This window comes from Mesorhizobium sp. M7A.F.Ca.MR.362.00.0.0, from assembly GCF_004023175.1.
In the GTDB taxonomy this organism is placed as follows: domain Bacteria; phylum Pseudomonadota; class Alphaproteobacteria; order Rhizobiales; family Rhizobiaceae; genus Mesorhizobium.
Map to the genome: position 1 here is coordinate 1 of NZ_RZTF01000120.1, position 13,419 is coordinate 13,419.

7 protein-coding genes are annotated in these 13,419 nt (G+C 64.3%); 1 reads left to right on the plus strand and 6 read right to left on the minus strand.

All coding sequences use genetic code 11. The features are described 5' to 3' along the window. The 6 genes from EOC06_RS16575 to hutI all read right to left on the minus strand — a co-directional run. Window positions 1–6,123: glucoamylase family protein (locus EOC06_RS16575; RefSeq protein WP_128308281.1), on the minus strand; the 6,123-nt coding region annotated here is incomplete at its 3' end. Window positions 6,124–6,390: 267 nt separating this feature from the next. Then, the gene (locus EOC06_RS16580; protein ID WP_128308282.1) at window positions 6,391–6,978 is read right to left on the minus strand and encodes a HutD family protein; all 588 of its coding nucleotides are present in this window, start codon (window positions 6,976–6,978) and stop codon (window positions 6,391–6,393) included. Window positions 6,979–6,990: 12 nt separating this feature from the next. Then, window positions 6,991–8,661, minus strand: coding sequence for a urocanate hydratase (hutU, locus tag EOC06_RS16585; RefSeq protein WP_128308283.1), 1,671 nt, complete (start codon window positions 8,659–8,661; stop codon window positions 6,991–6,993). Window positions 8,662–8,687: 26 nt separating this feature from the next. Beyond that, the gene (gene hutG / locus EOC06_RS16590) at window positions 8,688–9,506 is read right to left on the minus strand and encodes an N-formylglutamate deformylase (protein ID WP_128308284.1); all 819 of its coding nucleotides are present in this window, start codon (window positions 9,504–9,506) and stop codon (window positions 8,688–8,690) included. Beyond that, window positions 9,506–11,047 (minus strand): histidine ammonia-lyase, encoded by a 1,542-nt coding sequence (hutH, locus tag EOC06_RS16595; protein WP_128308285.1) that lies wholly within the window; start codon window positions 11,045–11,047, stop codon window positions 9,506–9,508. Before hutH ends, hutG begins: the two co-directional genes overlap by 1 nt. Beyond that, the gene (gene hutI / locus EOC06_RS16600) at window positions 11,044–12,279 is read right to left on the minus strand and encodes an imidazolonepropionase (protein ID WP_128308286.1); all 1,236 of its coding nucleotides are present in this window, start codon (window positions 12,277–12,279) and stop codon (window positions 11,044–11,046) included. The genes hutH and hutI overlap by 4 nt, the downstream gene beginning before the upstream one ends. Before the next feature lie 98 nt (window positions 12,280–12,377). Here hutI and EOC06_RS16605 point away from each other — a divergent pair. Next, window positions 12,378–13,419, plus strand: a 1,042-nt coding sequence (locus EOC06_RS16605; RefSeq protein ID WP_245469658.1) for a formimidoylglutamate deiminase, incomplete at its 3' end; no start/stop codon positions are given.

Genomic DNA, 13,419 nt, shown 5'->3' on the forward strand with positions numbered 1-13,419 from the left:
AGTATGCGTCGTGGGTGTCGGCGACGGCAATTCACGCGGAATTGGCAATGCTGCCAGAGCGTCGCGCGCCTGCAGAGCCGCGGCCTCGGCGCGCTCGATCTGGTCGAAGATGGTGCCGTTGCGCGTGTGCAGGACCACCCGGGCGACAGCGAGCAGCGTCTTGTAGGTGGTTTCGTCCATGAGATCGCGGCGCACCGCGAATATGTGCTGGCGAGGTCCGAGCTCCTTGCCGCGCAGGCGGCTGTTTTCGCACAGCGTCTCGACCGCCCGCTGCAGGTCCTGGACATAGGAGGACGCCTGCTCGTTGACGACGACGAAGTCGATCATCATGCCGCGGGTGCGCATATATTCCTGGAAACGCAGCGCCTGGGCAACGATTTCGAGATCGGCGACATCGCCGATCCTGACCAGGAAGATCGGGAAATCGCCGGAAATGCTTGTCGGCCAAAGGCTCGACTGCTTGCCCAGCCCCGAGGCGATGGATTCAGCGGGAAGACGCAGGAACGGATCCGGATAGATCAGATAGCGCGCCAGCTTCTGCACATTGGCGGCATCGGTCAGACTGAGGCCCATATGGCGGGTCTGCACCTGGCTGCGCGTCCAGGCAAGCATGGCCTGGCGGGCAAAGCTCTCCGGATGGTCGAGGCGGGCGATGGCTTCGTCCAGTTCGGCACGGCCAGCGCCGACGACGGTCCAGAAGGTCAGCGATATCTTCTTGTTGGCCGGCACGCGCACCTGGCGGCGCAGCGAGGCGACGGGATCGAGCGTAAAGCCTGAGTGGCCGCCCAGCCTGGCGCCCGGGTCGAAAGCGGCCGCATCGACGATGGTACGGCCACGGCCGATGAAGGCGCGCCTGTCGGTTTCGGCCTCGGCATCGCGCGCCGATCCGGACGGATCGGTGACGAAATGCACCATGGCGATATCGGGCTCGCTGGTCTCGCGCTTGCGCCGCGTGGCGAAGATCGCCGCGTTGTTGGCAGAGATTTCGGTTTCCACGAACATCTTCGAGAAGGCCGGATGCGCGTTGTCGGACGCCTCCAGGCCGAGCACCAGTTCGGCAAAGGAGGTCACTTCGATGTGACGGTCGGACGGACCGTCATTGTAGAGCGTGACCCGACGACCCTCGCCATTGCCTTCCGAGATGACAATGCATTCGACCTCGGAGCGCAACGTGCCCACGGATTTGACGAAGCTCGCCTTGTCGTCGGAGAACAAGGTCTGCGCCTTTTCCTCGGCGGCGCGCTTCGGCTCGGCCGTAGCCGACCACCAGTCGCCGGAACCGGCGTCACGCAGGAAGATGTAGGAGCCGAGCCGGTCCTCGGTCGGATCCGGCTGCCAGCGTGTGACGGAGAGATCGCCCCAGCGGCTGTAGCCCGAGCCGGTCGCGGTGACCATCACCGAATAGCGGCCGTTCGACATGACGTTGGTGGACCGCAGCGACTGCAGCGGATTGAGCACGATGCGGGTGTCGGGGCTGTCGACTTCGGTCTCGTCCTTGGAGCGTTCGTCGGCCTCGGTCCTGACGGTCGCGGTCGGGATGTCGCGCGGCGCCCTCTCCTGCAGCAAGAGTTCGGCCGATTCGATGACCGGATCGCTGTGGAAGCGGTCGCGCATGCGACCTTCGAAGATGGCGTCGGCAACCGCCGCGATCGACATGCCCGAATGGTGGGCCATGTAGTTCTGGACGACGACATGATCCGTGCCTTCCGGCACGCGCTGCGGCGTGAAGTCGACGGCATCGTAGTAGCCGTGGCGGCCGAGCGCCCCGATCTCCCGCAATCGGGCGAGATTCAGCACGGCTTCACGCGGATTGAACTGGGCCGCCAGTATGGTGGCGTAAGGCGCGATCACCGTGTTCTGGCCAAGGCCGCGCTTCAGCCCGAGGCCTGGAACGCCGAAATTTGTATATTGGTAGGTCAGTTCTCGGTCGCGCGCATTGTAGGCGGCCTCCGAAATGCCCCACGGCACGTTCTTCTGGCGGCCATACTGGATCTGGCGCTTGATGATCAGCTTGCTGGTCTGGTTGAGGATCGAGCCCTGCGGCTCCTTCATCACCAGCGGCGGCATCAGATATTCGAACATCGAGCCGGACCAGGACATCAGGGCGCCCTGGAAACCGATTTCGACGATCGGCCGGCCAAGCCGGAACCAGTGCTCGGTCGGCAGGTCGCCCTTGGCGATGGCGAACAGGCTGGTCAGCCGGGCTTCGGAAGCCAGAAGGTCGTAGCAGCTCTCGTCGAGCTGGTGTTCCTCGACCCGGTAGCCGATCGACAACAGCTTGCGCTCCGGCCGCATCAGGAAGGAGAAGTCCATCTCGAAGGCGTAACGGCGCGTGCGCTCGCGCAAGGTGAGCAGCTTGGCACGCAGCGCCTCGACGGCATTGTCGTCGCTGTGCGCGTCATGGACGTGCGCTTCGCAGGTGGCTTCCAGCCTTGCCGCCCAGTCGACGATGACGTCGCTCTGGGGCGACACCGCCTCGGTATGGATGGCGGTGGCCAATTTGCGGATCTCGCCGGCCAGCACAGCCAGGTTGATGGTGCGGATCGACGCCATTTCGGGCTGCGCCTTGATCGTGTCGACAGCGCGCCGCATGCCGTCGAGGCGGTCGGCGAGACGCTGGCGCAGCGGGCGCAACTGACGGCGGTCGTCGGGCAGATCATCGAGGCTTTCGCTGAGAATGGTGACCGTGTCGAGAATGCCTTCGAAATCGCCCTGGAGATGGACGGAAGGTGCTTCGGCCCATTCGGCGCAGGCCGCAGCCACCGCCACCAGATGGCCAGCGAGATTGCCGCTGTCGACAGCCGAGATGTAGAGCGGATAGAGCGGCTTCAGTGTCGTCGTGTCGTACCAGTTGAAGAGGTGACCGCGCTCACGCGGCATGCCCTCGATCGTCGCCATGGTGGCGTCGATGCGGGTGATGGCGTCGGACAGGCTGATCCAGCCGAAGTCGCGGGCGGAAACGACGGACAGCAGGTAGACGCCGATGTTGGTCGGCGAGGTGCGCGGCGCCACCACCGGCGCCGGGCTTTCCTGGAAATTGTCCGGCGGCAGATGGTGATGCTCTGCCGTTACGAAGCTTTCGAAATAGTGCCATGTGCGCCGCGCCACCGTGCGCAACGTATGGATGTCGGCCTGCGATATGCGCAGCCGATCCTCGGTTTCGGCCGAACGGCTGATCCAGCTGGCGATGGCCGGCGAGCCAATCCAGAACAGGGCGAAGAAGAAGGCGACGAAGGCGCCGGTCGAATCGGCCAGCACCGGAATGGCAAGGCCGACGAAGCCGATGATCACGGCGCCATACATCATGCCGTAATACGATCCGACATCGTTGTCGCCCGCCTTGTGCGCCTGCGAGGCGGTGCGCCATTCCAAAAGGTTCTGGCGGCTGACGAACAGCCGGTAGAGCGTACGCACGATGGCATCGCCCATCATCCAGGCATTGTGCGCCATCAGCACGATCTTCAGCGCCACCATGGCAGTGCCGAAGGCGACGTCGCGCGCCAGAGCCGAGAAATGGCCGCGTGGCGTCTGGTCGCCGCTCTTGGGCAGGATGGCGTTGACGATATCGAATGTCGGCGCCATGAACAGGCTGAGGATCAGCAGGGCCTGCCATTGCGCGGCCTGCGTGAAGGGCAGCAGCGTCCAGCCGGCGATCGCCGCCATCACCCAGAAGATCGGCGTCAGCGAGCGGCGCAGATTGTCGATCATCTTCCAGCGCGACAGCGCCGGCACGCCGGAGCGCGGATCGAGCATGAAGCCAAGCAACTGCCAGTCGCCGCGCGCCCAGCGATGGTGGCGCGAGGCGTCGACCGAGTAGCGGGTCGGATAGTCCTCAACCAGTTCGACGTCGGTGACCAGCGCCGCGCGCGCCAGCGCGCCTTCCAGCAGATCATGGCTGAGGATGGTGTTTTCCTCGATGCGGCCCTGCAGGGCGGCCTCGAAGGCGTCGACGTGATAGAGGCCCTTGCCGGTGAAGGACCCGTCGCCGAAGACGTCCTGATAGAGATCGGACACGGCAAAGACATAAGGGTCGAGGCCGCGATTGGCCGAAAACACCCGCTGGAAGAACGACGCATCGTCGCCTGATGTCAGCGACGCGGTGATGCGCGGCTGAAGGATCGCGTAGCCGGCGGTGACGACGCGCTTGCTGGCATCGAAATGCGGCCGGTTGAGCGGGTGGCAGAGCTTGCCTACGAGGGTGGCGACCGCGTCACGGGTGGTGCGCGTGTCGGCATCGAGCGTCATCACATGGACGACATTCTCCGGCAGCGGCACGTCGAGCGGCAGGAACGTGGTGTCGCTGTCGCCGCGCAGCAGAAGATCGAGCTCGTGCAGCTTGCCGCGCTTGCGCTCCCAGCCCATCCAGGCCCCTTGCGCCGCATTGAACAGCCGGCGCCGGTGCAGGATGTAGAAACGCGGCGCGCCTTCGGAGGGATAGCGGGCGTTGAGACGGGCGATTTCGGTACGGGCGAATTCGAGGATTTCGGTGTCCGCCGCATCGATCTCGGTCTTCGAGTCTGGCCAGTCCGACAGCAGCGCGAAATGGATTTCATCGGCCGTGTTGGCGAGATGATGCACCTCGATATTGCGGATGTTTTCCTCGACATCGTCGCGCGAGCCGATCAGCGACGGCACCACCACCAGCGTGCGAGCCTCGGGCGGAACGCCGTGTCGGTAATCGTAGCCGACGAGACGCGTCGGTTTCAGGAACAGCGATACGACCGTGTTGAAGAAGGCGAGCGCGCCCTCGCTGGCCGGCACGGCAAACAGCGCCAGCATCAGGACGATCGAGGGCACTGACAGGCCGAGATTGGCAAGCGCGTTGCCGGAGAGGACGAGAAGCAGGGCCGTCAGCGCAAACACCGGTACGACGATGCCGAGCCAGCCGGTCTTGCGGAAGGCACGCTTGACTGTCTGGCTGATGGTGGGTCGATAGCCGATCGCCTTCTCCAGCTCGAGCCGGCGTGGGCCGACGAGAAAGAAGCCGACATCGGTGTGGGCGGACCCGGTTAAAACGACGTCGCCATCGCCATCGCTGGCGGCGTGGCCGGCCAGCTCGATGGCCTTCTCGGCGACGCGATATTCCGAAAGGTTCGAGCGGCGCGCCAATTCCTCGATCGCGGTCCGGTACTGATCGCGCGAGAAGAAGTCGAGCGCGGCGAAATCGGTGCGCTCGCGCAGCACGGTGTCGATGCGGCTGACGCCTTCGAACCACACCGTCCAGTCGACGTCGTTGATGAGGCGCAGGCCGCGGATGATGTTGCCCGTCGTCACATTGCCGCTGGACAGCGTGTGATGTTCGGAAATGATGATTTCCTCGGCATCGGAGCCGGTCTTTTCGAGCTCGCCTTCCAGCCATTCCAGAGCCTTGCCGGCATTCTGCGATCCATCGCGCAGGCGGTAGAGCAGCTGGGTGGCGAAGGTGGTGTCCTGCGCATGCGCGCTGAAATTGGACAGGATCGACTGCCGGTCGGCGCTGTCGTCGGTCGCCAGGACCTTGTCGGCCACATCGTTGGCGATCTGGCGCATCTGGCGGGTGCGATTGACCCTGACGGCCAGCCGGCGGAGATTTTCGATCAGGACGAAGCGCAACAGCGAAGGCAGCGCCCAGAGTTCGCCGATCTTCAGCGGCTCGACGGACTGGAAACCCTGGACGATGGACTTGAACATCGTCGCCGAAACGGAACTGTCCGAATGCGCCACATAGGTCCAGGCCAGCGCCAGCGCGCGCGGCACGCTGCCGCCGTCAGGCAGTTTCAAGGTCGGCAACTGGCGATAGAAGCGGCGCGGCAGGTCGCGCTTGACCTGGAAAATGGTCTCTTCGACCAGGTAATTGTTGTCGAGCAGCCATTGTGCCGCCGGCGTGATCGTCTCGCCCCTCGCCTGCGCCGCATTGGTCGACCGATAGACTTCCAAAATCTTCTTGGCGCTGTCCCGGATACGGGCCTGAAAATCAAAGGGCGTCAGGCCGAACAGATCCGTGAGGTCGCCTTTTGCCAGGCTTTCGCCAAGCACACGAAGACGCTCTTCGGGCAGAAAGTTGGATCGAATCGGCTCTTCCGTGATGGCCGGGAAGCTCGCGCTTGTCTTCTCGATTTGGGCAGGATTCGTCTGAATATTCATTGAAAATTCCGTAAGCGGGCACTGAGCGGCGTCACCGCCACGGCAATGGCCCTAAAACCGGTTCAAATGCAATTGGTTGCATAAACCCCACTTGCCGAAAGTTTGTTTTCCGCACCACGACAGGGCGTCGTCTCTCAGCAAAACTCAAAGACAAGCACCCCACTTCCCGCCAGCCAGATCGGCGGAGAGGATTCGGGCTTTTTCGTGATGCCGCCAGCAGCTTACGCTATATTTCGCCGGTGCCGCGATCATGTTTGGAAACAAGCGTTAATCGTTGCCGGCGACAGAGCCGATCCGGATCACGAACAGCGTTGCCTCATGGGTGGGTTGGACGAGCAGGCCGGTGCTGACCGGACCGGACAGCAGCGTGTCGAGCGGCCCGAGGCGAACCGGTTCAGCGGCGGGCACGCTGACGTCGCCGTCCAAGCACAGGATGAGGGTTGTGCCGGCTTCAGTCCGGATTTCCACGGGGGCGGAAATCACCAGGCGTTCGACCGAATGTGTCATCCGGCTTCGGCGGGTCATGACATTGAGATCGGTGATCGGCCCGCCGATCAGCGCAGCCGAGGTCTGCACGTCGGCAGGGAAAGAAAACAGGTCGGTCGTCCTGTTTATGGATGTCGGCGGGTGGCCGGCAATCTCAAGGACGATGCCCTCGCCTTCGAGCACGGCAAGGGTGCGATCGATCCCGGGAAATTGCGAGAAAGGACCGCTCAGTTCGACGCGCGCCATCGAGACGCGCCAGTCGAAGTCGTCGAGACCGGCACCCGAGGGCGAAACGGCGATTTCCGTCGTCACGCCGCCGCCGTTCTTCCACGGCATCGACCGGTATTCGGCTGCCCGCAGGATGCGCATCGGCTCAGCCAATCAGCCGAGAAGGCCGGGCAGATTGAGCTGGTGCTCCTTGGCGCATTCGACGGCGATTTCGTAGCCGGCATCGGCGTGGCGCATGACACCGGTCGCCGGATCGTTCCACAACACCCGCTCCAGGCGCCTTGCGGCGTCCGGCGTACCGTCGGCGACGATGACCATGCCGGCGTGCTGCGAGAAACCCATGCCGACGCCGCCGCCATGGTGCAGCGACACCCAGGTGGCGCCGGACGCCGTGTTGAGCAACGCGTTGAGCAGCGGCCAATCGGACACAGCGTCCGAGCCGTCCTTCATGGATTCCGTTTCTCGGTTCGGCGAGGCGACCGAGCCGGAATCGAGGTGATCGCGGCCGATGACGACAGGCGCCTTCAGCTCACCCTTGGCCACCATTTCGTTGAAGGCGAGGCCGAGCCTGTGGCGGTCGCCAAGGCCGACCCAGCAGATGCGCGCCGGCAATCCTTGAAAGGCGATGCGCTCGCGCGCCATGTCGAGCCAGTTGTGCAGATGGGTGTTGCCGGGCGTCAGTTCGCGCACCTTGGCGTCGGTCTTGTATATATCCTCGGGATCGCCGGAAAGGGCCGCCCAGCGGAACGGCCCGATGCCACGGCAAAACAGCGGACGGATATAGGCCGGCACGAAACCGGGGAAGGCGAAAGCGTTCTCGAACCCCTCCTCCTTGGCCACCTGGCGGATGTTGTTGCCGTAGTCGAGCGTCGGCACGCCGGCGTTCCAGAACGCCACCATCGCCTCGACATGTTCGCGCATGGAAGCGCGTGCCGCCTTCTCGACCACCTTGGGGTCGCTGACGCGCTTCTCGCGCCACTCGGCCATCGTCCAGCCCTTCGGCAGATAGCCGTTGATGGGATCATGCGCCGAGGTCTGGTCGGTGACCATATCGGGGCGAATGCCACGCCGGAACATCTCCGGCACGATCTCGGCCGTATTGCCAAGCAGGCCGACCGATTTCGCCTCGCCGGCCTTGGTCCAGCGTTCGATCTTTTCCAGCGCCTCGTCGAGCGTGTCGGCGCGCTCGTCGACGTAGCGGGTGCGCAGGCGGAAATCGATCGAGTCCGGGTTGCATTCGATCGCCAGGCAGCAGGCGCCGGCCATGACGGCGGCGAGCGGCTGGGCGCCACCCATGCCGCCGAGACCGCCGGTCAGTATCCATTTTCCCTTGAGATTGCCGCCATAGTGCTGGCGGCCGGCCTCGACGAAGGTCTCGTAGGTGCCTTGCACGATGCCTTGCGTGCCGATGTAGATCCACGAGCCGGCCGTCATCTGGCCGTACATCATCAGGCCCTTCTTATCGAGCTCGTTGAACTTTTCCCAATTCGCCCAGTGCGGCACCAAATTGGAGTTGGCGATCAGCACGCGCGGGGCGTCCGGGTGGGTCCGGAACACGCCAACCGGCTTGCCGGACTGGACCAGCAAAGTCTCGTCATCGGCCAGCGTCCTCAAGGAGGCGACGATGCGGTCAAAGTCGTTCCAGGTGCGCGCCGCCCGGCCGATGCCGCCATAGACGACCAGCTCGTTGGGATTTTCAGCAACATCCGGGTCGAGATTGTTCATCAGCATGCGCAGCGGCGCTTCCGTCAGCCAGGAGCGCGCGCTGATTTCGGTGCCGCGCGGGCTGCGGACTTCGCGGATGTTGTGGCGAGGATTGTTCATGGCGTCACTCCATAAAGGACCTGATGTCAGACGCGCGCCCAGGATGTCGCGGTCTCGAGGATTTTCCGCAGCGTGGCGCGGATCGGTGCTGCGAACTCGGCGTCATAGGGCACCGGCCAATTGTCCGGCGTACCCTTGCCATCTGGCTCGCGCATATAGCCGCGGTTGGAGAGTTCCATCTGCAGCGCATGCACGCCTTGTTGCGGCTGGCCGAAATGGCGTGTGATCCAGCCGCCCTTGAAGCGGCCGTTGATGACAAAGGTTTCACCGGTTTCGGCCATGATCTGGCCGACCATCGCCTGCAGCGTCGGATCGGCGCTCCTACCGTCATTGGTGCCGAGGTTGAAAACCGGCAGCGTACCTTCAAACAGGCGCGGCAGCACTGAACGGATCGAGTGGCAGTCATAGAGGACGATCTTTTCGTGCAAGCCACGCAACCGGTCGATTTCGACCTGCAAGGCGGCATGGTAGGGCACGAAGAATCTCTCGCGACGCTCGTCGATCTCCGACGGCCCCGGTTCTTCGCCCTCGCGATAGAGCGGATCGCCATCGAAAGTCTCGGTCGGGCAAAGGCCGGTCGTCGCCTGGCCGGGGTAAAGCGAGGCGCCGGAGGGATCGCGGTTGACGTCGATGACGGTGCGCGAGATCGCGGTGTGCACCACCGTCGCCCCGAGGCCGGCAGCAAAGTCATAGAGATTGTCGATCCACCAATCGCAGTCGCGGCGGCCGAGCCAGGGCGAGACCAGCCGATTCTCAAGGCCGGCGAGGTCGATGCCGGTGTGCGGTATCGACACCAGCAACGGCGCTGTGCCGGGCGTGACCGTCAGCCAGGGCGCGTTTGCCATCACATCGCTCCGGAAACCGACGGCAGAGCCACGCCGCCGGCGGCCTCGATGGCCGCACCGCTGCGCACCATGGCGATGGCTTTTTCCATATCGGGGTGGAAATGGCGGTCATTGTCGAGATGCGGCACTTCGGCCCGGACCAGCTTGCGCACTGCCTCCAGGGCGCCGCTCGAGGCCAGCGGCGCATGGAAATCGCAGCCTTGGGCCGCGGCCAGCAATTCGATGCCGATCACGGCGGTGGCGTTCTCGACCATGCCGATCAGCCGGCGCGCACCGTGCGCGGCCATCGAAACATGGTCTTCCTGGTTGGCCGATGTGGGAATCGAATCGACGCTGGCCGGATAGGCTTTCTGCTTGTTTTCCGAGACAAGCGCCGCCGCCGTCACCTGCGGAATCATGAAGCCGGAGTTCAGGCCGGGCTTCGGCGTCAGGAAGGCCGGCATGCCGGACAGTGCCGGATCGACCAGCATGGCGATGCGGCGTTCCGACAGCGAACCGATCTCGCAGACGGCGAGCGCGATCATGTCGGCGGCGAAGGCCACCGGCTCGGCGTGGAAATTGCCGCCGGAAAGCGCGGTGTCATCCTCGGCGAAGATCAGCGGATTGTCGGTGACGCCATTGGCTTCGGTGCCCAGCGTGTCGGCCGCCTGGCGCAGCACGGTGAGTGCGGCGCCCATCACCTGCGGCTGGCAGCGCAGGCAATACGGATCCTGCACACGTTCGTCGCCAACCCGATGCGATTCACGGATGGCGCTGCCGGCCATCAGATTGCGCAGGGCGTCGGCCGTCTCGATCTGGCCGGGATGCTTTCTCAGCACATGGATGCGCGGATCGAAGGGGGCGTCGGACCCTTTTGCCGCGTCGGTCGACAGGGCACCAGCGACCAGCGCCGATTGGTAGAGCACTTCGGCCTCGAACAAGGCGGCCAGCGCATAGGCGGTCGAAAACTGGGTGCCGTTGAGCAGCGCCAGGCCCTCCTTGGCGCCCAGCGTCACCGGTTCCAGTCCATGCGAGACGAAGGCGACCTTGGCCGGGAAACGGCCATGCGGGGTGAAGCATTCGCCGACGCCGATCATCACCGCCGTCATGTGCGACAGCGGGGCGAGGTCGCCGGAGGCGCCGACCGAACCTTGCGCCGGCACCACCGGGATGACGTCGTTGGCCAGCATCGCTTCGAGCAGCTCGATGGTCTGCGGCCGCACACCCGACGCGCCCTGCGCCAGGCTGGCGAGCTTCAGCGCCATCATCAGCCTGCAGACAGCAACCGGCATCGGCTCGCCGACGCCGGCGGCGTGCGACAGGACGATGTTGCGCTGCAAGGTCTCGAGATCCTCGGCCGGGATGCGGACGCTGGCCAGTTTGCCGAAGCCGGTGTTGATGCCATAGACCGGCTCGCCCTTGGCAACGATCCTGGCGACAGCCTCGGCGCTCGCCTTGATTTTCGGCCGGCAGGCATCGTCCAGCTTGGGCACGGCGCCACGATAGATGGCGCGCCAATCGGCCAGCGTCGCATTGCCGGGCTTCAGGGTCAGTTCGGTCATTGTCCTCTCCAGATGCGGGCATGCAGCGGGTTGAAGCCCATGCGATAGACGAGTTCGGCGGGGCGCTCGATGTTCCAGATCGCCAGGTCGGCGGATTTTCCGACCTCAAGCGTGCCGGTTTCTCCCAGCAAACCAAGCGCGCGGGCGGCCTCCCGGGTGACGCCGGCAAGGCATTCATCGACGGTCAGGCCGAACAGGGTCGCGGCCATGTTCATGGTCAGAAGCAGTGAGGTCAGCGGCGAAGTGCCGGGATTGTTGTCGGTGGCGACAGCCATCTTGACGCCGTGCTGGCGAAACAGGCCGATCGGCGGCTTCTTGGTTTCGCGAATGAAATAGTAGGCGCCGGGCAAGATCGTCGCCACGGTTCCGGCCTTGGCCATCGCCGCTGCACCGGCATCATCGGTGTATTCGAGATGGTCGGCCGACAGCGCACCGTAACGGGCGGCGAGTTCGGCGCCATGCAAATTGGACAGCTGGTCGGCATGGAGCTTGACCGGCAGGCCTGCTGCTTTGGCCGCATCGAAGACGCGCGCCATCTGTTCCGGCGAAAAGGCGATGCCTTCGCAGAAACCGTCGACGGCATCGGCCAGCCCCTCGGCGGCAACCGAAGGAAGAATCTCATTGGCGACCAGATCGATAAAAGCGTCCTTGTCGCCCTTGGCTTCCGGCGGCAGCGCGTGAGCGCCAAGGAAGGTGGTGCGGATCGTCACCGCCCGTTGCGCGCCCAGTTGGCGGGCTGCTCGCAGCGATTTCTTCTCGTTTTCGACGTCGAGGCCATAGCCGGACTTGATCTCGACGGTGGTCACGCCTTCGGCGATCAGCGCATCGAGGCGCGGCAGCGATTGAGTGACCAGTTCGTCTTCGCTGGCGGCGCGCAAGGATTTGACCGACGAAACAATGCCGCCGCCGGCCCGGGCGACCTCTTCATAGGTGGCGCCGGCCAGCCGCATCTCGAATTCGTTGGCGCGGTTGCCGGCGTGGACCAGATGGGTGTGGCAGTCGATCAGGCCAGGCGTGATCCAGCGGCCCTCGCAATCGACCGTTTCTGCGGCCAGGGCAAGTGTCGGGGGCAACTCCGACTCGGGGCCGGCATAGACAATGCGGCCGTCACGCGCAGCGACCGCGCCATGTTCGACGACGCCAAGTCCGGCAGACCCGTCGGCCATTGTCGCCAGCCGCGCATTGCGCCACAAACGAAGATCCCCTGCCCGGCTTTTGCTCTGTCCAGCCATCATCTTTTCCGTTTCAATCGATGACGATTATGTATATACATATTGAAACGCACTGCAAGTGCCATCATCGCATGAGAGACAGAGAACCGGAGAGAAAAGTGGAAGCGATCTTTGCGGAACAGGCGCTCCTTCCCGATGGTTGGCGCGATAATGTGCGGCTCACCTTCGCCGAGGGACGCATCGCGACCGTCGAGCCTGGAGCTACCGCGCTAGCCGGCGACGAACGCCACGCGATCCTGTTGCCCGGCATGCCCAACCTTCACAGCCACGCCTTCCAGCGCGGCATGGCCGGCCTTGCCGAACTTCGCGGCCCCTCCGCCGACAGTTTCTGGAGCTGGCGCGAGGTGATGTACCGCTTTGCCCTGTCGATGACACCCGATCAGGTCGAGGCGGTTGCAGCACAACTCTATGTCGAGATGCTGGAGGCCGGGTTTTCCCGCGTCGGCGAGTTTCACTATCTGCATCACGACCGCGATGGAAAATCCTACGCCAATCTTGCCGAGATGGCCGAGCGCATCGCGGCGGCGGCCGGCGAGACGGGCATCGGCCTGACGCTTTTGCCGGTGTTTTATGCGCACTCGTCTTTCGGCGGCGCCGCGCCAAACCAAGGCCAGCGGCGATTCATCAACGATGTGAATCGGTTCTCGCGGCTTGTTGAGAAATGCCGCGAATCGGTTCGCGCGTTGGATCAGGCTGTCGTCGGCGTCGCTCCGCACAGTTTGCGTGCCGCGACGCCGCAGGAGCTAGCCGAAGTCGCCGCGCTGGCGCCGGAGGGGCCGATTCACATCCATATCGCCGAGCAAGTGAAAGAGGTCGAGGACTGTCTTGCCTGGTCCGGCGCGAGGCCCGTGGAGTTTTTGCTCGCCAATGCCAAGGTGGATAAGCGCTGGTGCCTGATCCACGCCACGCACATGACCGATGCGGAAACCGTTGCCATGGCCAGGAGCGGTGCCATCGCCGGTCTTTGCCCGATCACCGAGGCCAATCTCGGTGACGGCACATTTGCCGCGCCGCTGTTCAGGGAACATGGCGGCCGCTATGGCGTCGGCTCCGATTCCAACGTGCTCATCGGCCTGCCCGACGAATTGCGCCAGCTCGAATATTCACAGCGCCTCGCCCACCGCGCCCGCAATGTGCTGG